We start from the raw sequence: 24,383 nt of genomic DNA, 5'->3' as shown, positions 1-24,383 counted from the left end.
TGCTCTACTTACGTACCTGGCTCACGGTTTGTTCCGCCACTTTTTTGAGCTGGGCGGCCAGGACCGCCGGTACGGGCTCGGGGACAAAGGTGAGCTTTTGGGGCGAATCGCCAAACAGAAACGTGTACCACACCAGCGAACCCAGGTAGCAACCGGCCTCGTTGGCGTGGTGCGAATCAAAGCCCCACTTCTGGTCGTTGGTCCAGCGGTAGCCCACGTGCAGCGAGTTGGCCTGGTTGGGCAGGGAGGGGTACTTGGGAGCTTTGAAATCATAGTTCGGGTCCTGGCGGTAGCCCCAGGCGGGGTCTGAGCTCACGGCCCAAAAGGCATCGCCCACGGGGATCACCCGCACGCCCAGGTTTTGGGCCGTCGCGTGGTAGGCCGCCCGCGATTTCTCCCACATGTCGCGCTCGCTCTGGGCAAAGGTACCTGGGCTTACCTGCCCGTAGCCGTCGGCGTCGGAGCGGTAGGCCCAGGTTTGGTGCAACACCACCTCGGCTTGCGGCTGGATAGCCTTGACGTAGTCGTAGAGCTGGCGGGCGTAGGGCTGGTAGGTACCTGGGTCGGGCGAGTTCATGGAGTTTTGCTGAATCGTGATGAGGTCCCAGGTACCTTCCGACAGCAGCTGCCGCAGCGATTTATCTTTATAGGGGCTGCCGTTGGGGTCGTTGGGGTTGGCTTCAAAGGCGGCGGCGTGGGTCCAGTGGCGCTCCAGCGAGCAGCCACCCAGCTCGGCGCGGCCAATCACCAGCGGATGCCCGCCTTGGGCGGCGAGCTGGGGCAGGTAGCGGGCGGCGTTTTGCGAAAAGCTGTTGCCGATCAGGAACACGCGCAGCGTATCGGTTTGGGCGCGGCGGGAGGTACCTTGGCCCGACTGCGCATAGCTGAGCTGCGTGACAAAAATCAGGACCAGTACCCAGAGGCGTTTAGGAAAAAGAACGTGCATAGTAAGTCGGATAGGCTTGGATGATACTTGGTACAAAGTACCCAGGGGCCGAAATCTACCCAAGTACCCCCGACGGGTCGGAGGTACTTGAGGCGTTTTCGTCCTAGTATTGAACGCGCCAGGGCCGGGAATTATTGGTCGATGCTAGGGATGGGGAAGCTTTTGGAGAATTCAGGAAGGCGGAAAGGTACTTATAATTTTGTGATTTTTGGGAGAATAGGACCATTCGTATTATAACTGATCACAAGGTCTGTTCGAAATGGTCTTTGCACAAATACCTACTTCTGGTGATGATGTATCAAACAGCCACATTTGGCAATGAATAGGTAGGTAACATTCACCTCCTTTGGCGGTTTCGTCAACGTCAATTGTAAAGTAGATTGTACGATCTGGCCCCAGCGAGTCGATCTCAAAGTTATGAATGGCTAGTGCATTGCTGTACTTTTTGCCGTTGTAATCCCATTTGATTCCGATGTTTGCATTGGTAACTGATACAACCGCAACGCTAGGGCAAAATCCCCTTATATAAGTACCTTCGTAGCATTTCCCCGCTTCGTACGGATCAGGTTCAGAAACGGTACATCCAGCTACTAAAAAGAAGCAAAGCAAGAAATTTTTTGTGACGGATGTGGTCTTACACGAGAGCATTTGTTTCATGAAAATACGCTTTTAATCCATGGCTGTATTCATTCGCTCATACTATGATCCTTATCGTGGCAAAATGGTTGTAGGGATGTAAGAGAAATGGTGCCGATACAGAATAAAATGCCGGCACAAAACACCAGCTCAGGCTTCATGGCTCTTGCCAAGAACGCACGTTTGAGGGGGTACCTGGGTACTTTTGCAGCAAAGCCTTAGCCTCCTTAGAGGTTAAGAGCGAAACGCAGCCGTGCCGGGCTTCCGACGGAAAGCTTACGTCCTCCTCCACGCTCCAGTGAATCAAATCGGGCGAGTAGGAAGCCCCAAAGCGGTTGGTCATGCAGTAATCGTAGAGCAGCAGCCAAGTCCACTACGTATATGATGCTGTTAATCGACTCTTAAAAATCCTAATACGCTACGATCTACTTTTCCGCCTCTGCCCTCGATTTGCTTTTCGGTAAATTCGAGTTGAGTTTTCTTGGGCTATTCTTGCCAATGTCACTAGGATATTTCTTACGCTTTGCTTTCTTTCGTTGAATACTCATAGGAGACGTAAGCTTGAACTTTGGTCACTCCAAGGTGATTTGAAATAAGTACTTTTTTGGGCCCCTGCCAGTACTATTTTAAAACAACTTATAAAACACAGTCCCTCTTGCAACACGCCATGCAACCCGGTCAGATTATCAAGAATCTTATCCCCTCCGAACCTGTCACGCTCAACCATATCCAGCCCCTGGGCACCATGGTGTCCGTGAAATTTACGGGCGTTAACACCAAACGAACCAATACCAAGGTTATCTCCGTCTCGGAGTTTGAGCAACTCGAAGTACTGGCGGAGGTACTTTCAATTTTGAGGGAGATCCCGTCCATTTTGCCTTGTTTGCCGAAGCCGAACGTATCAACTCTGCCTATCAGTTTGATCCTCTCTTTGCCGTCAATTGCAGCATCGTGGACCCGCTCCCACACCAGGTAGAAGCTGTATACAAATATCTGTTGCCCCTGCCAAAAATCCGATTCCTGTTGGCCGACGATACCGGGGCGGGTAAAACGATCATGACCGGCCTACTGATCAAGGAAATGCTGCTGGGGGGCTTGATCGAGCGCATCCTTATCATTACGCCCGGAGGTCTCACCAAACAATGGCAGGAGGATGAGTTGGCTATCAAGTTCAACATCCCCTTCACGCTTGTTAATAGGAGTCTGTTCTCCTCCGATCCGAATATTTCCATACCGCTCCGCGGATTGTTACGTCCATCGATTTTATCTCTAGGGACGACGTCCTGAATGTTGCAGGGAACTCTCACTGGGATCTAATCGTGATTGACGAGTGCCACAAGCTGTCGGCCTACGACTACGGCAACCGGCAGTACCTTTCCCAGCGGTACAAGGCGGCACAGCTGTTATCCCAGCAATGCGAACACATTCTGTTGTTAACGGCCACGCCTCACCGCGGTCGGACGGACATCTTCAAGAAACTGCTGCAAATTCTGGACGAAGACATCTTTGCTACTGATGAGATTGCCTCCACCCGCATTAAAGAATTAGAGCATAACGGCATCAATAAGTTCTTTATCCGGCGCTTGAAGGAAGACATGAAGGATTGGTAGGGCAAACCCTTATATAAGAACCGCTACACCAAAACGATTGCCTATCAACTTACGCCTGGCCCAACTGGGTGATTCTGCCTGGCTGTATATTGTCATCAACTGCAAAAGTACCCCTGAGCTACACCGGATCCAGAACCTAGCCCAGACGCTGACCTTCCAGGTGAAGCCGAAAGGGGTGCAGTACTTTTTGCCAATGGGAGAGTGGAGGGCTAAATTATGAGTACATTTTGTTTATCAATAAAAGATGTTTACGTTTGTGTAAACACTAAAATTTTGTAAACATGACCGAGGAACAGATCGTCCATACGGCCTTGGAAAACCTCCTGGAAACCACCCAATTCAAAGGGAAATGGGAGAAAGAAACAAAGAAGGGACTGGATGGTACCTTGCGGGTCAGGATTGGGGAAAGTGTACTGCAATTTAATGTGGAGGTAAAAAAAGAGCTCGGAAAGCACGTTTTGCCCCAGATTTTTGCATTCAGTGAAACGCATCAGCCCTTTCTGCTCATAGCTGGTCGGCTGTATCCCAAGATCAAGGAGGAGCTGAGAAACCACAACGTCTCCTACCTGGAAGCCAACGGGAACTTCTACCTGAAAACCCCAGAAAGGTGGTTCTGGATTGAGGTGAATAAGCCCATGCAGGTAAAGCCCCAGGTCCGGAGCCGTGCCTTTACCAAGACGGGCCTGCGGGTTCTCTTTGCGTTCCTGCGCGACCAGGCACTGATCAACCTCCCCTACCGGCAAATTGCCGGCCAAACCGGTACGTCCATTGGTAATATCACGCATATCATCAACGGATTGAAGCAGGAAGGCTACCTGGTCAGTGTATCAAAGAACGAATACCAGTTCCAGCGGCTGAATGAACTAGTGGGCCATTGGACGGCGGCCTACGGGCAGACCCTGAAGCCATCCCTGAGCGTGGGACGGTTCAGGTTCGTGGCCAGGGACGGGTTTGACGATTGGAAAAACCTAAAACTGAATACGCCTAAAACCTTGTGGGGAAGCGAACCGGCCGGGGAACTGCTGACGGGCTACCTGAAACCCGCCGAGCTGACCCTGTACACCGAGGAAAGCCGCGGCGAGCTGATGAAAAACTACCGGCTCATTCCCGATGAGGAAGGCCCCGTACGGGTATACAGGAAGTTCTGGCAGGGACAGGAAGCCGATCAGCCAACCGTACCACCCCTGCTGGTATACGCAGACCTGATCAATAGTCATGACCGGCGGTGCAGCGAAACCGCCCAAAAAGTATACGATGAGTACCTACAAACTGAACTTTCGTGAGTTGCGGCAGAACCCCACAATGCACGGTCTGCTTGCGGGTCTGGAAAGGGGCTTCTCAAAATTCGGCATAGACTTTTACCTGGTGGGGGCCGTGGCCCGGGATGCCTGGATGAGCATCAAGGAAAAAAAGGCCCGACGCACGACTGGGGACATTGACTTTGCTGTACTCATCAACCAACCTGGTACCTACGAGGCCCTCAAAGAGTATCTCATCCGGCATGAAGGGTTTTTTCCGTACCAGGAAAACCCCTTCGTGCTCGTTTGGCAGGACAAGACGCAGGTGGACCTGCTGCCCTTTGGAGCTATTGCGGATGAGGACGGTACCGTACGGGTCATGGGTACGGGGTTCGCGGCCATCAACATGCCGGGCTTTGGAGAGATTTACGAGGAAGGGCTGCCCGAGTTGATTCTGGAAGGAGAACACCAGTTCAAGTTCTGTACGCTGCCGGGTATTGTGCTGCTGAAACTCATCGCCTGGGACGACCGGCCGGAGGCCCGTCGCGATGACATTAAGGACATCAGCGACATCCTGAACCATTTCTTTGATCTGTACGACGAGGAAATCTGGACCCACCACTCGGACCTGTTTGAAAATAAAAACGATGACCTCAGGCATATTGCCGCCCAGGTAATGGGACGCGAGATTCGGAAAATTGCCCAACGAAACAATCAGCTGTACCAGCGGGTCCTCGATATTCTGGATGCCAATACCGCGGATCCCCGTACCAGCGGGATAGCCAGGATTATGATCGAGTACTTTGACAATACACTGGAAGATAATATTTTGATTTTACACGCATTGAAGCAAGGTTATACCCCATGACCTCCCTCAAAAAACTCATAGAAGTTGCCCTCCCGATCAAAGAAATATCCGCTGAGAGCGTGCGGGATAAGTCCATTCGGCATGGGCATATCACTACGCTGCACCTGTGGTAACAACAGAAATAATATCTTTATATGATGGATATAATGTAATTTTTATGAAGCTATATTTAGGCGTTACAGATAATAATTGGTTTCGGTACCTAAGCCAAATAAGCCCTGAGGATGCCAATTTCTGGCAACCTAGTGGTAATGTGAGCTTTAAGTTACTATCGCCCGGTGCTCCGTTCCTTTTCAAGCTCAAAAAACCTCTGAATGCCATTGGTGGAGTTGGTTTCTTTTCAAGCCATACGACGCTGCCGATATCAATCGCCTGGGATACTTTCCGTAACCGGAATGGATGCGCTACTTTTGATGAGTTCAGCAAGATGATTCTAAACTATCGATCTGATAAACACAACATCAATCCGACGATCGGATGTGTAGTTCTGACTAATCCGGTGTTTTTCAGGGAAGAGGATTGGATTGAAACGCCGTCCAACTGGGCAAACAGCATTGTTCAGGGTAAGTCATATAGCACGGAGGAACCCATTGGACACGGAATATGGCTACAGGTAGAAGCACTTCTAAATAAATACATGGTGGAAGAACAAGTCCCATTAAGCCCCTTTGCGGTCGAAGATTCACCTTTTCCAACCTATGGAAACCCAGTATTAACAAAAGTCAGGCTTGGCCAGGGCGCATTCAGAATCTTAGTCACTGATGCCTATTCCAGAAGATGTAGTATCACTGGCGAAAAAACCCTACCAGTACTCGAGGCAGCCCATATAAGATCCTATTCTGAGGCCGGACCACATCTTACATCCAACGGTATACTGCTCCGCTCTGATATGCACAAACTGTTTGACAATGGCTATTTAACGGTTACCCGGGATTACAAGGTAGAGGTAAGTAACAGAATAAAGGAGGAGTTCGAGAATGGAAAAGAATACTATCAGTACCATGGAAAAGACTTGCTGATTCTTCCGATCAACGATGCCGATAAGCCCGACAAAAAATATATAGAATGGCACAACGCTAACATTTACCGAGGATGAAAACAGAAATTGAGGCAATCATAGAAAAGATCAAAGCATTTCGGGATGAACGTGATTGGCAACAGTTTCATGACCCTAAGAACCTTGCTATATGCCTTACTATCGAATCCTCGGAGCTATTACAAGCTTTTCTGTGGAAAAATGCCGACGGTGCGGATGTTGAGAAAATCAAGGAAGAATTAGCGGATGTACTGTATTCCGCGCTACTTATTGCCGATCACTATAATCTCAACATAAAAGATATCATCGAGGCAAAACTTAAAAGGAACGCGCAAAAGTACCCTGTGGAGAAAGCTAAAGGTTCAAACAAAAAGTATGACGACCTATAAAATCCTGAAATCATACCCCTTTCATCCCGAGCTTATCGATGTGTTCCGGGTAGGGTAGCGCTGCCGAAAGTAGGTCATCAGCCACACCTTGTTCGCTTTATCCAGGTGGAGGGGTACTTGGTCGCTCTGCGCTTCGGATGCGGTTTCTTTTTTTGTTTGGGAATGAGCGCTTAGGATGGAGAGCAGGAATAGAGCTAGTAGTGTGGGTTGTTTCATGGGGATTTATTCTTTTATAATTACTTCAATGGCTTTTTCGAGTAATTCGTCTTTACCAGCTCTTATTCCTTCAACTGTAGGTTTAACTTCAATGTCTGGAACTATGCCAACTCTTTGCGTTTCTTGACCATTGGGATAGTATACGCCAATTCCTGAAATCATAGTTCTAAGTCCACCTGGGAGCAAAATTGTTGATATGTTTCCATCTGCTCCTGCGGTAGTACTGCCTATAATTGTAGTATTGGCTCCAGCTTTAAAAGCCATTGCGGTATATTCAGCTTGGCTTTGTGATAATTCGTTGAGCAGTACAACTAACTTGCCCTTGTATGTTTTGCCTTGGCTTGGTATTTCTAAATTTTTTGTGAATGTAAACTCTCCTGGATTATCAATGTTTCCGGTTGTGAACTTTACAAAGGGTGTCGGGGAGGAAACGAAATAAGAGCCTAAACTGAAAGGGACGAAGTAGGAAGGGTAATTCCGGATGTCAATTATTATTCCTTTGGTGTCTTTAAATGTATCTTTTATTTCAGGTATGTCCCCTTCTTTAATAGTTTGTAGTGTAATATATCCAATGTTGTTATCTAATATTTTGAAGGATTTATCATTGCTTTTTCTATACCAATGATATATATCGAGGCTGTCTTTTGGATATAACTTAAGTTTTGTTGTCTGATTATCAGATTTTTCTGAAATGAAAGTTACTTCAATTTCATTAGAATTTGAACGCAAAATATCTGCTGAAATATCTCTTAATTGGGTTGGTGTATTTGAAGCTGGGTAATATCTGGACTTTTCTTTAATAATTTGTTCAATAATTATACCGTTTATCTTAGTAATTATATCGCCTATTTTTAATCCTATTTTATCTTTTAATTCAGTATTGTAATAGTCTGTTATTACCAGTTTTTCTTCTATAAATAGAACGTGAATAGGTGGATAATATTTACCTTTCCATTCATTTACTTTATTTGCTCCCTCCCATAAATTTGCATGTGTATCTTGAATATCTCCAATAATCTGAAGTGTAGCGAATTCGTATTCTAATTCATTTTTTGCATTTAAGAAAATAGGAATATATTCCCTGAGTTTTATGTCCCAATCTTTGTCCATTAAATTTTTATACGGGAAAAAGTAATTTATCATATTCCAATACCTAAAAAGAGACAGAAGCCGGAATCCTTCATCTGGGTATGGCATACTTGAATATGCATTTTCATTTTTGAAATCAGGATTGCCCACATTTGGGGCTAACTCAATATAGTAATGCTTACCCTGCGAGCGGTTGTTGTAAACGTTAAGTAATGTGTTTTTTAAATCTTCTCCTTGGCTGTCAATCCATTTTAAGTCGGGTTTTAATATTGCATTTTCAGCGGTTTGTTTGCATTCTAGGCATTTTTTTAATTCACCTAGCGAGGCTATCCATTTGATGATAAAGTCATTTCTTTGCTTATCGTTTGTAACTTCAATGTACTTTGGTAAGAATCTAAAAAGTTCGTAATCCCAATTATAATTTCCTTTTGCAATTTCAGGATGATAGTATTTAAGAAATCCCCATACTCTACCGAGCAGCACAAGATTTTCAATCTTTTGTGTTGTTAAGTCTGGAAACTTCATTAGGGAGCCCTGGTCAAACTCTTTATCCAGTTGTGCTTTCGGTAATTCTTTTTTAACCTCATTTAATGTTTGAACATCCTTGCCATCAATGGTCAAGGTGAAATCGTCAAACCAAGCTTCTCCTTTGCCAGACAGTATTCCTGCTATAAATATATTTTCTGCTGCTGCGGGGTACTTGAGCGTTATACTATATTTTTGCCAATCTATGGTTCCTGCTATATTTTGGTTCTGCATATTGTCAAATGCCAGAGCACTTCCGTTGCCATCAACTCGTAGTAGCAAGCCTGCAAAACCTTTTTCGACATTTTTAATTTTCATATAGCCTTCAAGCTTGATAGTTGTACCCGTATAATTTGCAGGTATTTTATAAGCAATACTACCAAAAGAGCTACCAGTTTCATTAGAGGTTATTTTCGCAGCCTTTTTTCCAGAATGAGATAGCGAGTCGACGGTCAAGTCATAATTCCCCCATTTTATCCATCCGTCTGGAAGATTTCCTTTATTTGTTTGATTTTCAAACCCCAGATTGTACTTTTCAAGCTGCTGGCTTTGGCCACTTAAAGTTGCTATTATGAGAAGCAGTGTTAGTATTTTTTTCATGTGTAGAGAATGGATGTAGAATAAAATAGAGCCGCCCATTTTTAAAGTAGGCTATTCACTTGCCAATATTAACAAATGCCTAAAATTATTTTTGTTTGCAACTTACTGAACACTAGTGATATAGGTATTGAATCTGTACAACTGTAAATATATAATTAAGTGTTAAATACAGGGCTTTCTTGTAAAAAATAATAACGCTGAAAGGATGCCATGCTTATAGAAATAATAGGAATTCAAGCCTGACAGACCCCAAATAGGGTGACATAATTCACTACTGCCACCCCATTCGGGGTTTCGATCCAGGTATTTTAAATATCTATAATCCTATCATGCCTTCGGCATTTTTTTCAGAAATCCCTAGTGTAAATAAAAGCTTTATTGTAATTAGTTCTTTATAAAACACCATAATATGCGTACTCCAACAAAAAAGCCCGCCCCCGCACGAAAAAATGCGAAGGCGAGCTAAGATAAGTTTAAAACGATACTATTCTACTCAGTACCACCCCGATAATCGGTCAACAGGACGTTGATGCCACCCGCCAGCAGAATGCCGGTAAAAAAGCGCTTGGCGGCGGGCTGGCGGCTTCGGTGAGCCTGGGTGTCAGGGGTTTTTTCATGCGGGTACGCTGGTAGGTTGTAGCTGCAGCCAGTTATAGACGTACTCCGCCACTTCTTCCCAGCCGGGCTCGCCGCAAATGAAGTGCGAGCGGCCTTCAAACGCCCGATAGGCCCTTTGGCTGGCGGCGTCTTTGTAGGCCTCGCTGTTTTTTTCGACCAGCTCGTGGGGGATGATCCGGTCTTCGGTGCCGCTGATGAAGGCTATAGGTACGTGCGGCGTGTCGAGGTCAATGTGCCCCGAGGACCCCAGGCAGTCGCGCAGTACCTTGCGGCTGTCGTGAGTGGCCGTTTGCCCAAAAGCCTGCAAGGCTTCGGTCTCGCTCAGGGTATTGCAAAATTCGGCGTGAAACTTCTCCGAGGTTTGCTCGAAGTAGGAATTGCCCTCCAGCGGATTGGCAATGGCCGTTACGTTTTTGAAGAAAGACCAGTCGAGTGTCATCATCTTGTTGGGTGCCACGGGGCTTATCGCCACGGCGCGGCTCACCAGGTTGCGGTTGACGAAGATTTGCGCCAACAAGCCACCCACCGAGTGCCCAATGACGATGGGGCGGTCGGCGGCCAGTACTTCTTGCTCCATGGCGGCAATGACGTCGTCGAGGGAAAGGTCTCCGAGCGTCGCGGGTGGGTTGGCCCGTAGCTGCACCGGTTCGCCCGCGTGGTCGGGCCAGGAAGGGGCGACGCAGCGGTACCCCCGCTCGCTAAAGTAGGCAACCCAGTTGTCCCAGCTTTTCGCGTTTTGGAACATTCCGTGGATAAAAACAATGTTCTTGTTCATGGTTTTTGTGTTTTAAGTATAGCAGTAAATTTGAAGAAGACTATACTTAAAAACCGTGCCTACCTGCGCAAGACCTCGCTCCCTTCTTTCAGTAGAAGGGGACTTGTTTTCTTTTTATGATTTGCCGTCTGAATCAGCCTTTCCTTTTAGTTTAAGAGGGCTTTTTACGTGATTTTGGGATTGAATCAGTACTCGTTTTGGTAGATTTCCTCGACCATCGCTAGTACTTCGGGGGCGTGGTGTGCAAAGGGGAGCGGCGTTGCTTTTCCCTTGTTGATAAAAGCGCCGGTGGGCGCGTCGAAAGCGGCAGCGTAGAGCTTGCCAGCACCCACCCGCGGATGCGAAAAGAACAGGTGCCGGACCAGCAGCAGCCAGCCGGGCATGCCCTTGCCGCCGGTCATGGGGGTTTTGTTGCCGCCCGGACAAACCGACCGGATCGTGATGCCCTCGGCCCGGAGCGAAGGGGCCAGGGCGCTGGTCCAGAGGGACAGAGCGAGTTTCGATTCGCCATAAATGCCGGTGATCTTCCGGAAGGTAGTGGGGTACTGTAGGGTTTGGGGGTTGAATTTTTTGGCCATCAGTAGCGCGTTGGAGGAGGTGTTAACCACCGTTTTCAAGGTACCTTTGAGCAGGAGCGGCTTAAGCTCCCTCAGGATGAGGTACGGCACCAACGCATTGACCTCAAAGTGCAGATCCCTTTTTTGAGGCGATGGCTTCAGGTACTCCAGCGACACGGCGGCGTTATTGAAAAGTACATCTATTTTTTCCTCCTTCTCGATAATTTGTTTCAGAACGGCTTTCAGTGCTCCGAGTTGGCTCAGATCTGCCCGGTAGGTCCGCAGCTGCCCCGTGGCGAGGGCCTGGGCAAGGGTACTTTCGGTAGCGGGGAAGTCGGAGCGGATCAGCGCCCGGACGTGCCATCCTTCCTGAAGCAAACGCTTGGTGAGTTCGAGCCCGATGCCGGAGTTGGCCCCGGTGATGAGGGCGGTGTTGGGTACTTGAGGGGTCATATTTCCCTTAAAAGTTGATCGAACAAAAGTAGATGGGTACCTTTACCAGATCAAGTACTTACAAAATTGTTAAGTACTAACAAAAAGGGAAGTAATGAAGAAAATGAACTCTACCAACCAGCACAACCTGGAGACGATCCGTGCCATTTGCGGCACGGCCCACGCGCTTTCGGTGATTGGCGGCCGCTGGAAACCGACCATTCTGCACTTGCTGCTGCACGGCAAAATGCGGTACGGCAGGTTGCGCAGGGTCATCCCCGGTATTTCGGAGCGGATGCTGGTACTACAACTGCGAGAGCTGGAAAAAGACGGGCTGGTGCGGCGGATCGTGTACGCCGAAGTACCCCCCAGGGTCGAGTACGAACTGACGGAGGAGGGGCTTTCCATGAAGCCAATGCTGGAGAGCATATCGGCCTGGGGGCGCTACCACCATGCTAAAAACCAAACCGAACAGGAGGAGAATGAGGAAGAAGAACTGGCCAAAAAGCTGGAGCAGGTACTTGGGGACCTCACCCCCTAAATCCCCCTCTCCTTTCAGTAGAGGGGGACTTTTTTGCTTCACCCTCTGAATCGGCATCTTCTTTCCTTTCAGTAGAGGTGACTTTTTTGGGAAAGCAACCTTTTAGCGGCGGTATTCTTTATAATCGTCGAGGAACTTGGTGTAGTCGGCGGGGGAGAGGCTAAGGCGGTCGCCGGTGGCGGTCATGTGCTTTTCGAGCTGTCCGAGCAGGGCCAGGACGCGGTCCCGGTATTGGGGCTCGAAGGCCAGGTTGGTCATCTCCTGCGGGTCTTCGGCCAGGTGGTAGAGCTCCATGTACTGCTCGTTCTTGAAGCGGTCTACCACGAGCTTGTAGCCGTTTTCGATCACGCAGCGCTGGTAGTTGCCCAGGGCGGCGTTGCCGTCGTACTGCACAAAGACCTGCTGGCGGCCCGGCTTTTGACCTTGCACGAGCGGCAGCAGCGAGCGGCCCGACACCGGCCGCAACAAAGGTACCTTTAGGTACTCGCAGAGGGTAGGGAACACGTCGATATGGCTCACCAGCTCGTTGGTCTCCCGGACTTGGGGCGTGTAGTCTTTGGGGAATTTGATGATCAAAGGTACCCGCGCGGATTCTTCGTACATGCACATTTTTTGCCACATGCGGTGCGAGCCGAGCATTTCGCCGTGGTCGGCGGTGAAGACGATGATCGTGTTGTCGTACATACCCTGCCGCTTGAGCTCGGCCACGAGCTGTCCCACGGCGTCGTCCAGCAGATTGACCAGCCCCAGGTACACGGGCCAGATCTTAGCCCAGTCGTCGCGGGTGTAGCGGTTGCCCAGGTAGCCGGGGATGTTGTAAAGCTGCAGCGGCGACTGCCGCTTCGACCACTTCCCTACGTTTTCGGGTAGTTGTACGTTTTTCACGCGCGAGAAGTACGGCTCGGGGATTTCCAGCGGCGGGTGGGGGGCCAGGAACATGGCGTTGAGCAGGAAGGGCTTCTGGGTATCGCGTTTTTTCAGCGCTTCGAGGGAGGTTTTGAGAATGTAGCCGTCAAAGAAAAAGTCGAAGCCCGGCTCATACATGCCCGTCTGGGGGGTAGAGTAGGGACGAATGATGGAGCGATCTTTCATTTGCTCGGGGTAGTCTTCGCGGAAGCCCCCGCCACCGGGACGGTCCTTGCCGTTGGCTTTGAGGTAGGCGTTGTAACCCTTATCCAGGCTCAGCCAGGTCGTTTTGGTATTTGGCGAGTCGTGCTGCTTGTCTTCGGTCATGAAGTGCTGCTTGCCGGTTTGCCAGCTATCCCACTTCGTTTCCAGTACTTGGTACAGATTCGGGATGCCCTTCTTGACTTCGCCGTGCTGCCGCTCGGTGGCTTCCAGGCCGTTGGTGAGGCTGCCCGTTTCGTTGGGGTAGAGGCCCGTAAAAAACGCCCCGCGTGAGGGTACGCAAAGCGGCGAAGCGCAGTAGGTACGGTTGAAGCTCACGCCCTCGGCCTTGAGCTGATTGATGTTGGGCGTCCACTCGCCCAGGGCGTCGTAGCGGAGCTGGTCGGCCATGATGATGACTACGTGAGGGGGCTTTTTTGGAGAAGACTGGGCCCGGACGGGCGACAAACTACCCAGCAGAGCCAGCCCGAAAGTGGCAACTAGAACAATACATTTCATAAGGTACTGGTTTTTGATACGGTCGAGGTACCTGGTCGTTTGGTCAGTCAGGTACCCTTCCAATCTTTTTTATTTTCTGGTTAAAATCAAAATCCGGTCGCCCTGGCCGGTGGGCGTGGCTTCCAGGATGCCCGCTTGGGTCTGGAGCTTGGCGTCGGTGGTTTTGTTGGTGGCGGGATCGAACCACTGTCCGGTGTACGTATAAGTACTTCCGTTATGGAGTCGTACGGTGGCCTTGGGCGCGTCCTCGGCACCGGGTACGTACGCCAGTAGCAGTTTTTGATCATCCGAGCGAACTACCGAAATGTACTGCGGCGACTTGGCGGTGCCGGGTTGTTCGGCCAGTAGCTCCGGCGCGGGCTTGAGGGTCCACCAGGGGTACTTGTTCATGAAATCCGCCAGGTACCCCACCTGCACGCTGCCGGGTAGTTTGATGCTCTCGTCCCAGGGGCGCAGGATGTGGGGCTTGCGGTGGTTCAGGATTTCCTCGCCGGGCCGCAGCCAGGGCCAGATGCCGTTGGCACCGTAGGCAATCCCCGCCACGGGCGTAGAAAAAACGCTCCAGTAGCTGGCGTTGCGTACCTGCGGCGCGTTGATGGCCGGGGTGATGTCTTCGTAGCAGGGCTCCATGTTGATAAATACCTTGGGCGGAATTTGCGCCCACTCAGAAGCCACGGGGCCGCTGGTGATCCAGGTGGCGGTAGAAGGGCTATTGTTGTGGCCGGTTTGGTAGCCCACGATGTCAAGCCAGTCTTCCTGGCCGTACTCCTTGCCAATCCAGGAGCGGCCGTGCGGGTGCAGGGAGGTGACGCCCGGATGTGGCTTACCAAACACCGCCCGGCCGATCTTCTTCCAGCGCATTTCGTAGCCCTGCAGGTACTCGGCGTCACCACCCAGAATCCAGATCACCTGGTGGCCGCCGTAGCGGGCTACCAGGTACTTGGCCAGCAAGATGGCCTCGTCGTCGGGGAGGTAGTAGCCGGGGCTCAGCTCCCGGCCCTGCACCGCCGGTAGCGCCCAGAGCAGCACGGGAGCCGCAATGAGGCCGTGGGCGTTTATCTCATCTATTTTTTTGTCCAGATGTTGGAAAAAATCCGGGTTGAGCGCGATGCGCCCGCTGCCGGTGAAGGCCACCTGGCCCAGGCTGTTTTTGTCGCAGCCGCGCCACTGCGTTGCCGCAAACTGGATAACGTTGTAGTGGTTGGCGGCGCGGTCTTTGAGGTAGGTACTCCACTCCTCGTCGGTGGATTTGAGCGGACCGTTCCAGGCCGTGCAAGCCGCGTAAAAGAACGGCGTGCCGTCGGCGTGGCTCAGGTAGTAGCTGGCCTTGGGCCGGATGATGCTCCCCTTGGTAAAAATAGCGTGGCGACTGCTGGGGGCCGTGCAGGCGAAAGTACCCCGCTGGCCGTGCAGGCCCGTGTTGAGGGAGTCGGAGCAGCGCGTGGTGTAGCTCCAGGTACCTACTTCGTCGGGCGCGAAGCGTACCTTCCAGGTGGTGCCGCCGTCCCAGAAACCGTGGATGGCTTGCTCCCGACCCGTGGGCGACTTAAACGTTACCGTAAAGGAATTGACTTCGTAGAGTACGTTCTCGTAGTTTTTTTGGCTGGTAAACGTTTTTTCAAACTTCATCCACTGGGGCGTTTGGCCGAAAGCGGAAGTACTTAGAAACGCCACGAGGCACAGGAGTCGCGCCGCTGCCAGGTACCTGGATGGGCCAGGGGGTACTTGACAAAAAGAAGAAAGTCGGTTCATCGTAAAGAATGCAAGGGCTAGGTAATTCAAAAGGTACTTGGCTAGTCGAGGTGGGCTTCAAACATTTTTTCGTAATGCGCCGAGGGCTCCAGAATCCCCCCGCTTTGCTCGTAAAAAGACTTATCCGTCACGTACACGCCCTTTTGGGTTTTGGTCCAGCTGCCGTGGGCGCGGGGGTGGTAGCTCATCATGGTATTCCAGTTTTTGAAGTACTGGTGGCCGTTGGTTTCCTGGAGGCCCACCGTCATGCCCGGAAAAGGCGGCAGCCGCGCCGCCACGGCCTTGTTCCAGTCTACCAGGATGGGGTTTACGGTTAGGTCGGCGCAGAAGCAGGGTACTTTTTTCTCGTAGGCCAGCTGCGTGATCTTCATGGTCATGCTCAGGGTTTTGGCGATGGCCTTCACGGCAATGGCCGAGTACCCCTGCTCGATCTTGACGGCGGCATCCTCGACGGTATGGGCGCTTTCGTCGGCGGCCACGCGCACGCCCAGGTCGCCCACGTAGGTTTCGTTGGATTCGTCGAAGGGCTCCTCGATGACGGCAATCTGATCAAAGGCCCCGATCTTCTTGGCGTGGTCCAGGAAGCGCATCAGGGTATCTTTGTGCTCGTAGCGGCCGTTGGCGTCGAAGTAGTAGGGAATTTTGCCGTTTTGGGTATAGGGCGTTTCGTAGTGGCCAATGGCCTTGTGCACGGCGGTGAGGAAGGCGATGTCCTTCTCGATCATTTCCTTTTGGGTACCCGCCGAGCCGGTTTTCAATTTCATGATAAAGTACCCTTCGTCGGCGGCCTGCTTGATGCGCTCGGCCGAGGTACCTACGCTGAACGACGGAATGCTCGCTACCTTCTCGTGCCGGTGCGAAAGGCCGGGCCGGTAGGCGGCCGGGAGCATGTCGTCCAGGCGGGTGAGCTTGTTTTCGTGGGCGTACAGCAGCCAGGCGGCGTTGTCGACGCACACCAGCGCGTTGAGGGCGAAGGTCTTGCGCAGGTTAGGATTGCGCGTGATTTTCTTGCCGTAGTCAAGTACCTCTGGCAGCAGGCGGTCCAGGAGCTCCACCGGGTCGGTGAAGGAAGTACCCTTCATAAGTTGCAGCGCCCGCTCGCTCATGGCGTACATGAGGGCGTTGCCGGCGCTTTCGGAATGCGCCGCAAAGACGCTGGAGTCGGACCAAAGTACCCCCTGCGTGGCAATCCCGATCTTGTGGGTTCCACTCTCCGACTGCAGCAGCGCGGCCGTTTGCCAGCTGTCGGTGATGGCGCTGCCCTTGAAGCGGTAGGGCGTCAGCGGCTCCCGCTCAAAGTTGGAGGCCACGTTTTTGATCCGGATGGTAATGGGCTTCCTTCGGGAGGTACTTTCCGAAGAAAGATCCGGGAACCCAGCCAGGCCCAGGGCCAGCAGCGCGCCGCTGCTTTTGATAAATTCCCGCCGGGGCGTATTCAGGAGGTTGGTTTGATCAGGCATAGTAAAGAGGTTAAAATAGTCAGGTTTAGGAGCGGTCAGGTACCTACGCAAGCGTTAGTTCTCCGGAATATGATTGAGCGTATACCAGGTTTCCGACGACCACAGCCGGTGCCCGAGGGTACTTGTCAGGTCGTCGGGTAGGCGCAGGTACACCACGCGCTCTTTTTTCAGGCCGGGTATCTCCAGGTACAGCTTCCGGCGGTCTTCGGAGAGCGTCCATTTTTTTATTGCCAATTCCTCCAGATCCATCTTCGGGCCGCCGTACTTTTCGGTGGGCAGGTACCACCACTGCTGCACCGTAACGTCAGCGGTAGGTACCTGGAACCCCGCCGGGAGCGGCTCGGTGAACTCGATCTCGAAGCCCCGCGGGCGGGCCCGCACGGCCAGCATTTCGAAGGTACTTTGGCCGTTATACTTTATTTTTTGCAAACCGTACAGCTTTTCGTTCCAGCTCCAGCCGCCGCCGGTCATGCCTACCTGCCCCACGTACAGCGCGCCGTCGGGGCCCCAGCGCAGCCGGTTTACGCCCGCCTCGAAGCCCTGACTGAACCGGAACACCGCGCCCTGGTACTCACCGTTGATTTTTTCGAGGAAATCGCGCTTGATGCCGCCGTGCGTCACGTCGCCGTGCAGGAGCTGCCCCCGGTAGGGGCCGTCGGGGATGAGGACAATCTCCGAGGGCGAATTCCCGATTTCGTTTTCGGGTAGCCACAAGGCCGGTAGCGCCATCGTGGGTTTTTGGAGGGAATCGAGCAGCGCCCAACCCATGCCGTGGTACTCGCCGGGCTTCACGTGGATGAGCTTGTTGGCGGGTAGCCACTGGCCCTGGTTGTCGGTGATAAAAAGGGCCCCGTCTGGTCCCAGTCCCAGGCCGTTGGGCGTGCGCAGGCCGTAGTTGACCGACTCGAAAGTACCCGTGCGGGGGTCGATTTTGAGGGTGCGGCCGCGGTCGGGGAGTTGCTTTTGGTGGGGCAAAAGCCGCATGGCCATCGAGAGCGTGGCGTAAAAGTACCCCTCTTGATACACCAACCCGAAGGCAAACTCGTGGAAGTCGTTGCTGACGCCCCAGCTGCTACATACAGACCGGTACTCGTCGATGACCTCGTCGCCGTCGTGGTCGATGAGGTGCGTGAGTTCTTGCTTTTGCAGTACGTAAATCTGACCGTCTACCACTTCCATACCCAACGGCTCGGCCAGGCCGGTGGCGATGCGCTTCACGCGGATCTGGCTGCTGTCGCCGCTTTCCAGGCCGCTGAGCAGGTACAAACTACCGTCCGGGTCCCAGGTGGCGACGAGCAGGCGGCCGTCGGGCCGGAAGGCCATACTACCTACCTTGGGCAGAAAGTCGGGCCGGTGCAGCGTGCTGAGCGTGAAGCTCGGGTGTACGCTCGTCAGCGCCGCGCCGTAGCCGGGTTTCACCGGGCGTGGGGGGCGCTTGAGGGTATTTTCTTCCTTTTTCTCGGCCTTTTTTTCTTTGGGTTTTAACGTAAAAATATAGTCCACGAGGGTACTTAGCTCGGCGTCGGAAAACTGCGGGTGCGGGTTCATGAGGCCGTTGCCCCAGGCTCCGGTACCGCCTGCCCGGATTTTCCCGGCCAGGTACCTGGGCGCCTTTTTGTCGTTGGCGTAGCGCAGGGCCACCTGCTGGAACGACGGCCCCACGGCCTGCTGGTCGAGCTCGTGGCAGGTGAGGCAGTCGCTGTTTTCCATCAGGTACTGGCCCTGGTGCGCGTATACCTTGCGGGCCACGGGCGGGTACTGAGCGGGTAAGGGAGCGTAGTAGGTAACGTGCCGGGTACTTTGGTTAGAAAGCAAAGCAATGGTAACGCCGGGGGTTTTTAATGAAACCTGCACCCCGGCGGGTACCTGGCTGGTTTTGAAGAGCCTTTCGAGGCCCGGCCTGGCGAGGCCCGGCCTTCCTTTTTTGTCCTGGACAAATTCAGGCCGTTCTTCCACGTAGAGCGTATCACCGCTGCTGAGCACCAGGGCGTACTGGAGGTAGATTTGGTTGTTTTTGAAAAAGTACCCTTTATGTATAATTTTTGAGAAAACGTTTTGGCCGTTTCGCTCGGCGGTCCACTGGTAGGTTTGGAGGCTGTCGGTAAAGTAGGCCGCGCCCCAGGAGCTGGGCTGAATCTCTTTCTTGCTGTTGTAGACGGTACCTTCCAGCGCCACGCCGCCTTTCCATACTTTGTAGAGGCGGCAGTGTTGCAGGTCGTAGGCCACGTAGCAAGCCGAATCCAGCGCCAACGTGAGCATGCGCGGCCGCAGGTCGAGCACCGACCGGAATGCCCATACCTCGCGCGGACGCTCGATCCGGTCGGGCCGGTAGCGGATGGTGGCCATCAAGCTTAACCCTACCAACAGGAGGCCAAGTAGGGGTCGGAGTCGGGGATTCATGCGGCGGCGACGGGGTCGTTTTGCTGGGTTTGGATCGTTGACCGTATAGCTTAGGTACTTCCTATTAACAGGAGTCTAAAAAAGCAGGTACTTACTTAGTCTAAGACGATCTTTTTTTTAATTATCCGCACAAACAATTTTATTTTCTGGTGAATTCTGGGGATGTGGCTGTGTTGTTTAAGGGTGAAGGAGGGGGTACTTTGTGATAAAATGCTTTTTGTTGGGCGTGTTGATACCCGGCGTTTCCACGCGGGGCGTTTCCACGCGGGGCGTTTCCACGCGGGGCGTTTCCACGCGGGGCGTTTCCACGCGGGGCGTTTCCACGCGGGGCGTCTCCACGCGGGGAGGAGCGCCTCCCGGCGTTACAAACGCGGAGTGATGCAACCGCCGATTGGAAATCGGGGTTAGCGGGGCTTACTGTATCCTTGGGTTTAAGTCAATCACGAACCGCCGGTAAGAAGTGAGCGAGGGGGTACCGTTGTCGCTGACTTCCAGAATAAGATGGATCACGCCACCCGGAACCGCCTCCGGTACCTGGAAAGTAACTTTTTTGCCGCCGTAGGTACGTCTCATCCGCAAGCTAGTCATTCCGCCGCTTATCTCGTTATACACAAACCAATGATACGTGAGCCGGTCGCGATCCGGGTCCGAAGTACCCGAAGCGTCGAAAGAAAGCTTGTCGCCCGGTTGAGCCGGGACCACCAGGGGAGTCGCCAAAGCGGAGCCGTTGACCATTACCTTCGGATTGTGGTTGGCCTTGGCGTAGGGCTCCACGCACCAGGCCACGCGGGCCCGGAAGTCATTTTGGAAGGCGGGCCGCCACCGCGCCACGGTGTGTCGCTCGTTGAGGGTACCTTCCAGGAAATCCTGCGCGTCGATAAACAAATGACCACTCAGCCGCCGGAACCTCCCGCCCCAGCCGCCCCACTCCGGCATGTAAGGAAAGTGGAGCCCGTTGGTGATGAGGTTGAGGTACGAAGGCGTATCCCCTTCTTTCATGCCGTCGGTACCGTGGCCGTTCAGTTGGTAGCAGTCGCTCAGGGCCCCGTGCCCGTGAATATGCTCCTTAACCCAGGCGCTGCTTTGCCGGCTGAGGTCCCCGGTCATGTACATGCCCCGAAACACCGCCACTTCGCGCAAGCCGAAATTCCCCGGAAAAATAAACCCGTTGGCCAGGTACTTGATCTCTTTGAAATGGGTCAGAATCCAGTCGCGGTATTTGTCCTGATCGCCGATGGCATGGACCTGGATTTTACAGCAAAAACAAGCTACTTCTTCTTTCGAGCGCGTCTTCTGTACTTTCCACAGGGCCTGCGCCAGTTCGCGCTGCCCACCCCAGATGACCACGTGTACCGGGCTATCCGCCGGAGCCTGGTCTATAACCTGAATCAGGTAGTCGGAGGCTTCGGTGTCATGGCCTTCTCCGAAGGCGGTAGGGTCGCCCTGGCCGTTCTTTATGATCGAAGCGAGGTAGTCGGGTGTAGGGTACCCGGCGGAGTGAAGCTTCAGGTTGGGGTATACCTGCCGGTACGCCTCCACCTGCTTCTGGATGATCTCCGGCTTGGTGTCGTGCCCGTGTCCCAGGCGGCTCGTGGCACAAAGGGCTTTTACATCAAACTGATCGGCGTAGAGCAGAAACCGGACCAGGCTCTGCTCGTCGTCGCTGTCGCCGCCGATGTCGGTCAACACGATGACCGAGGGCTTGCTTTGGGCACGGGCTGAGAGGAAGCCCGCCAGTAAGAAAAGAAGTACGTAGAAGGAGGTTTTCATGCCAGAAAGTGAGGATAAAATGGGTTTGCTGCCACTGTGGGAAGCAACGGTACCAAAAGTATCGTTCTTTTCCTAAAAGGCAAAATAAGCGCGGCGCTACCCTCACTACCCGGCAGAAAGTACCTGCGTAGCGCCAGGTAGGAAGGAAGTTTTTATACAAAGTACCTCTGGTAAAGTACCCCCTGGCGAGAGGTACTTTACCGCTTCATGATGTACGAAAAAAGATCCCGGATTTGCTGGTCGGAGAGGCCGTCGAGCAAGCGCTCGGGCATCAGGGAGGTTTCTTGCGCCTGCATACTTTTGATCTGGCTGGCCGGGAGCGTCATTTCTTCACCACCCAGCGGCTCCAGGGTCAGTGAAGTACCCGTGCGGGCCTTCATCTTTCCGAAGAGCGTGCGCCCGTCCTGCGTCGTGATGAGGTAGTTGACGTAGCCCTCCCGAATGTCGGCGCTGGGGTCGATGGTGTTAAAAAGCAGGTAGTTGAGGTTGGAGCGGTCGTAGCCGGTGAGGTCGGGGCCGATGGTGCCACCTTGGTCGAAGAGCCGGTGACAGCTTCCGCAGCGGTTGGTAAATACCGTCTGCCCTGCCTGCGCGTCGCCGGTACCGGCTTGGATCAAAGTACCTATCTGCGCAATGCGCTCCGTTTTTTCGGCGGAGGTAGCCAGCCGGGCCTGGGGCCAAAGCCGCTGGATGGCTTCGTGGAGGGTAGGGTCGTTGAGGAGCTGGAGCTGCCGGATGGTGGACGTGGGTACTTCGTCCCGGCTCATGGGCGGCGGGGTACTTTCCAGCTGCTGTACCAGCTGGCGGGCCCAGGTAGTGCGGCTCGCAAAGAGTGCCAGAGCCGCCGCCTGCACGTCCTGATCCACCCGGAGCTTGTCCGGGTACGCCGCCAGCACCCGCAGGCCTATGTCGGTAGCCTCGTAGCGTTGCAGCGCGCGCAGCGCGGCCTGGCGCAGAGGCGCGGTCGAATGGGTACTTTCCACGACGCTCAGCAGCGTAGGTACCGCCGCGGGCTGATTGATTTCTCCCAAAATCCGGACGTAGCTGAGCCGCTCCCGTTCCTCGGTGGTGGAGTCGGCAATGAGGGCCAGCGCCTGCGGTAGGGCGTCGGGCTGGGCTTGTCGTAGCGCCAGCGCCAGGGATTCCTCCCGCAGCTCGGCCTGGTACGGCCGCAGCGCCTGCAGCAGCTCCGCGGGCAAAGCCGTGGCTTCGGCACCCCGCAAGCCTTTTTGTAGGCCCGCCAAAAGTACCTTGGCGTACCCGGCGCTGGGGGCCAGCGTGAGCAAGCGGGTACAGCTGGCCACATTGGCCGGACCGCCCGCCATGAGGTAGCGCTGCATGAGGCGCTCCAGGATTGTACCCGAAACGACCTTTCGTTCCCAGAAAGTGGGGTCTTCAAAAAGCGCCAGTACCGCTTCCCGGTCCGACTCGGCCTTGGCTTCCAGCGCCCACCACAGCTGTAGGGGAATGTCCCGGTCGGCGGCATCGTCGTGGTACTTGATCAGGTTTTTGAGCAGGGGCAGCGCGTCGGGGCCGGGCAGGCGCTTGGCCGTAGCGGCGAGTTGGCTGCGTACTTCGGGATGCGGCTCGGTGGTAGCTAACTGAGTAAGTTGTGTAGAAAGGGCGGGAGGTACTTGATGGGCGTCGCCCAGCAGCCGTACGGCCCACATCCGCACGTACGGATTGGCGTGGGCCAGCGCTACGGTGGCCGTAGCGTCGTCGAAGCCGCCGCTCAGGTGGAGGGCCCAGAGCGCTTCCAGAGCCAGCTGGCTGGTGTCGGCCCGGAGGGTACTTTGTAGACTAGCTACCAGGGATTTATCCTTTCGGTTTCCCAACTGAACCAGGGCCTGCTGGCGAAACCACTTGTTGGGGTGCCCCAGCAGCGCAACGAGCTGCTCGCTGGAGTAGGTACTTAGGTCAAACTTGGGAGCCGGTTGGCCGTCCCTGGCGCGCAGCCGGTAGATCCGCCCACTGGCTTTGTGCCAGGTGTCGCGCGGGTCGATGTGCGTCAGGCGACTGTCGTACCAGTCGGCCAGGTACACGGCTCCGTCGGGGCCTACTTTGAGGTCGACGGGCCGAAACCAGTGGTCGGTCGTTTCCAGAATACGGGCTTCGTCCAGGGTACTGAAGGTGGAGCCCGTGGGTTGTAGGCGTGTAAGCTGGAGGTAGCTGTGCAGCGGGTTCAGGGCCAGCATGGCGTCCTGGTAGCGGGCGGGCAAGGTACCTCCCTGGTACTTGACCCAGGCGTGGGTAAAGCGCTTGCGGTCGCCCTCAAGGGCCATATTGGGCAAAATTCCCAGGGCATAAGGGTTGGTATGCGGACCGTGCTTGTCGATGTTTTTGGTATAGTACCCGCCCTGCTTGTAGTACTGCCCGCGCGACAGGCCGTTGTCGCCCGAGTAGAGGCGCCCTTTGTCGTCGATTTCGATGTAAAACGTATTTCCGCCGCCTTCGGCAAAGATTTCAAACACCCGGCTGTCGGGGTGGTACCGCCAAATGGCCTGCCCCAGAAAGTGTACGTTCTTGGAAACGGCAGACTGAATGGTGGCCGTGGTGGTGCTGCCCTGCGCGCCGTAAAGCCAGCCGTCGGGACCCCAGCGCAGGCTGTTGGCCACGGCGTGGGTATCTTCCAGGCCAAAGCCTTCCAGGTGTACTTCGGGCTGGCCGTCGGGTAGGCCGTCGCCGTTCGGGTCGGGGTAGGCCAGGAGGTAGGGCGGATTGAGTACCCAGACTTTGTTTCTTCCCAGAATAACGCTGGTGGCGATGTTGAGGCCGGTGATGGCGTCGGTGGTTTTGTCAAACGTTCCGTCGCCGTTGGTATCTTCAAAAATCGTGATCTTATCGGCTCCTTTGGTGGCTCCCGGTGGTGGCGCGGGTACTTTGTCAAACTTCGCCCGCAGATGGTTGTCCATGCTCACCACCTTCAGGCCCTGCGGATACGGATACTGGTGGTACTGCACCACCCAGAGCCGCCCGCGGTGGTCGAAGCTCACCTCCACGGGCTGCCGCACGGCGGGCTCGGCCAGTACCAGATCCAGCGCCAGGTCGTCGGGGTACCTGAACTTCGCCAGCGCTTCCGCCGGGGCGGTAGGTTCGGAGTCGTCGGCCAGGGCCCCGCGGCCTTCAAAGGTTTTCATGTAGCGAGCCACTCCTTCGTTGCCCGCTACCTGGTCCAAGGGGGAAGTGGTAGTGCTGTTTTTCCTGGCTGTCAGGCAGGCCAGTACGCCCAGCTGCAAGCCAATAAGTACCGCTAGTTTCAGCGCTTTTGAGGTCATGAGGTAGGTCTTGTCGCCACGTGT

23 protein-coding genes are annotated in these 24,383 nt (G+C 53.9%); 9 read left to right on the top strand and 14 right to left on the bottom strand.

Annotation, left to right across the window (positions count from 1 at the left end):
- Window positions 1-4: 4 nt before the first annotated feature.
- From HNQ92_RS22365 to HNQ92_RS22355, 3 genes are all read right to left on the bottom strand, one after another.
- Window positions 5-946, bottom strand: coding sequence for a DUF4886 domain-containing protein (locus tag HNQ92_RS22365; protein ID WP_184177516.1), 942 nt, complete (start codon window positions 944-946; stop codon window positions 5-7).
- Window positions 947-1,177: 231 nt separating this feature from the next.
- Window positions 1,178-1,603: a hypothetical protein gene (locus HNQ92_RS22360; protein WP_184177514.1), complete on the bottom strand. Its 426-nt coding sequence runs from the start codon at window positions 1,601-1,603 to the stop codon at window positions 1,178-1,180.
- A gap of 136 nt (window positions 1,604-1,739) precedes the next feature.
- Complete coding sequence (locus HNQ92_RS22355) at window positions 1,740-1,925, bottom strand: hypothetical protein (RefSeq protein ID WP_246440641.1); 186 nt, start codon at window positions 1,923-1,925, stop codon at window positions 1,740-1,742.
- A 536-nt stretch (window positions 1,926-2,461) separates the two neighbouring features.
- Between HNQ92_RS22355 and HNQ92_RS28760 the strand changes: the two genes are divergently transcribed.
- The 8 genes from HNQ92_RS28760 to HNQ92_RS22325 all read left to right on the top strand — a co-directional run bounded on the left by HNQ92_RS28760 (window position 2,462) and on the right by HNQ92_RS22325 (window position 6,723).
- Window positions 2,462-2,869: a DEAD/DEAH box helicase family protein gene (locus tag HNQ92_RS28760; RefSeq protein WP_246440639.1), complete on the top strand. Its 408-nt coding sequence runs from the start codon at window positions 2,462-2,464 to the stop codon at window positions 2,867-2,869.
- Complete coding sequence (locus HNQ92_RS28755) at window positions 2,827-3,192, top strand: DEAD/DEAH box helicase family protein (protein ID WP_343063034.1); 366 nt, start codon at window positions 2,827-2,829, stop codon at window positions 3,190-3,192. Before HNQ92_RS28760 ends, HNQ92_RS28755 begins: the two co-directional genes overlap by 43 nt.
- Before the next feature lie 37 nt (window positions 3,193-3,229).
- On the top strand, window positions 3,230-3,412 hold the full coding sequence (locus HNQ92_RS28535) for a hypothetical protein (RefSeq protein ID WP_221307522.1): 183 nt from the start codon (window positions 3,230-3,232) through the stop codon (window positions 3,410-3,412).
- A 61-nt stretch (window positions 3,413-3,473) separates the two neighbouring features.
- Window positions 3,474-4,475 carry a type IV toxin-antitoxin system AbiEi family antitoxin gene (locus HNQ92_RS22345; protein WP_184177512.1) on the top strand — a complete coding sequence of 334 codons (1,002 nt, stop codon included), beginning with the start codon at window positions 3,474-3,476 and terminating at the stop codon, window positions 4,473-4,475.
- A complete protein-coding gene (locus HNQ92_RS22340) occupies window positions 4,447-5,298 on the top strand; it encodes a nucleotidyl transferase AbiEii/AbiGii toxin family protein (protein WP_184177509.1) in 852 nt (283 codons plus the stop codon). Before HNQ92_RS22345 ends, HNQ92_RS22340 begins: the two co-directional genes overlap by 29 nt.
- On the top strand, window positions 5,295-5,411 hold the full coding sequence (locus HNQ92_RS22335) for a DUF1156 domain-containing protein (RefSeq protein ID WP_184177507.1): 117 nt from the start codon (window positions 5,295-5,297) through the stop codon (window positions 5,409-5,411). The genes HNQ92_RS22340 and HNQ92_RS22335 overlap by 4 nt, the downstream gene beginning before the upstream one ends.
- Complete coding sequence (locus HNQ92_RS29085; protein ID WP_221307521.1) at window positions 5,405-6,394, top strand: HNH endonuclease; 990 nt, start codon at window positions 5,405-5,407, stop codon at window positions 6,392-6,394. Before HNQ92_RS22335 ends, HNQ92_RS29085 begins: the two co-directional genes overlap by 7 nt.
- Complete coding sequence (locus HNQ92_RS22325) at window positions 6,391-6,723, top strand: nucleotide pyrophosphohydrolase (RefSeq protein WP_184177505.1); 333 nt, start codon at window positions 6,391-6,393, stop codon at window positions 6,721-6,723. Before HNQ92_RS29085 ends, HNQ92_RS22325 begins: the two co-directional genes overlap by 4 nt.
- Window positions 6,724-6,744: 21 nt before the next feature.
- Here the strand turns inward: HNQ92_RS22325 and HNQ92_RS22320 are convergent, their stop codons facing one another.
- From HNQ92_RS22320 to HNQ92_RS22305, 4 genes are all read right to left on the bottom strand, one after another.
- Entirely contained in the window at window positions 6,745-6,939 is a 195-nt protein-coding gene (locus HNQ92_RS22320; protein WP_184177503.1) for a hypothetical protein, read from the bottom strand.
- Between the two features lie 6 nt (window positions 6,940-6,945).
- Complete coding sequence (locus HNQ92_RS22315) at window positions 6,946-9,153, bottom strand: S41 family peptidase (RefSeq protein ID WP_184177501.1); 2,208 nt, start codon at window positions 9,151-9,153, stop codon at window positions 6,946-6,948.
- A 613-nt stretch (window positions 9,154-9,766) separates the two neighbouring features.
- Window positions 9,767-10,546, bottom strand: a complete 780-nt coding sequence (locus tag HNQ92_RS22310) for an alpha/beta hydrolase (RefSeq protein WP_184177499.1) — start codon at window positions 10,544-10,546, stop codon at window positions 9,767-9,769.
- A gap of 185 nt (window positions 10,547-10,731) precedes the next feature.
- A complete protein-coding gene (locus HNQ92_RS22305) occupies window positions 10,732-11,556 on the bottom strand; it encodes an SDR family NAD(P)-dependent oxidoreductase (RefSeq protein WP_184177497.1) in 825 nt (274 codons plus the stop codon).
- A gap of 94 nt (window positions 11,557-11,650) precedes the next feature.
- Between HNQ92_RS22305 and HNQ92_RS22300 the strand changes: the two genes are divergently transcribed.
- Window positions 11,651-12,076 carry a winged helix-turn-helix transcriptional regulator gene (locus tag HNQ92_RS22300; RefSeq protein ID WP_184177495.1) on the top strand — a complete coding sequence of 142 codons (426 nt, stop codon included), beginning with the start codon at window positions 11,651-11,653 and terminating at the stop codon, window positions 12,074-12,076.
- Window positions 12,077-12,178: 102 nt separating this feature from the next.
- Here HNQ92_RS22300 and HNQ92_RS22295 read toward each other — a convergent pair whose 3' ends face one another.
- The 7 genes from HNQ92_RS22295 to HNQ92_RS22265 form a co-directional block, all read right to left on the bottom strand.
- Complete coding sequence (locus HNQ92_RS22295; RefSeq protein ID WP_184177493.1) at window positions 12,179-13,702, bottom strand: sulfatase family protein; 1,524 nt, start codon at window positions 13,700-13,702, stop codon at window positions 12,179-12,181.
- 69 nt (window positions 13,703-13,771) lie between these two features.
- Window positions 13,772-15,454, bottom strand: a complete 1,683-nt coding sequence (locus HNQ92_RS22290) for a glycoside hydrolase family 140 protein (RefSeq protein WP_184177491.1) — start codon at window positions 15,452-15,454, stop codon at window positions 13,772-13,774.
- 41 nt (window positions 15,455-15,495) lie between these two features.
- The gene (locus tag HNQ92_RS22285; protein ID WP_184177489.1) at window positions 15,496-16,914 is read right to left on the bottom strand and encodes an enolase C-terminal domain-like protein; all 1,419 of its coding nucleotides are present in this window, start codon (window positions 16,912-16,914) and stop codon (window positions 15,496-15,498) included.
- Between the two features lie 54 nt (window positions 16,915-16,968).
- On the bottom strand, window positions 16,969-19,314 hold the full coding sequence (locus tag HNQ92_RS22280) for a c-type cytochrome (protein WP_184177487.1): 2,346 nt from the start codon (window positions 19,312-19,314) through the stop codon (window positions 16,969-16,971).
- 177 nt (window positions 19,315-19,491) lie between these two features.
- Window positions 19,492-19,698 carry a hypothetical protein gene (locus HNQ92_RS22275; RefSeq protein WP_184177485.1) on the bottom strand — a complete coding sequence of 69 codons (207 nt, stop codon included), beginning with the start codon at window positions 19,696-19,698 and terminating at the stop codon, window positions 19,492-19,494.
- A gap of 30 nt (window positions 19,699-19,728) precedes the next feature.
- The gene (locus HNQ92_RS22270) at window positions 19,729-21,084 is read right to left on the bottom strand and encodes a DUF1593 domain-containing protein (protein ID WP_184177483.1); all 1,356 of its coding nucleotides are present in this window, start codon (window positions 21,082-21,084) and stop codon (window positions 19,729-19,731) included.
- Between the two features lie 197 nt (window positions 21,085-21,281).
- On the bottom strand, window positions 21,282-24,359 hold the full coding sequence (locus HNQ92_RS22265; protein ID WP_184177481.1) for a PVC-type heme-binding CxxCH protein: 3,078 nt from the start codon (window positions 24,357-24,359) through the stop codon (window positions 21,282-21,284).
- Window positions 24,360-24,383: the final 24 nt, after the last annotated feature.

The organism is Rhabdobacter roseus (genome assembly GCF_014202275.1).
Classification (GTDB): domain Bacteria; phylum Bacteroidota; class Bacteroidia; order Cytophagales; family Spirosomataceae; genus Rhabdobacter; species Rhabdobacter roseus.
The sequence above is the reverse complement of the archived record's forward strand: the minus strand, read 5'-3'. Positions and strand labels throughout refer to the sequence as shown.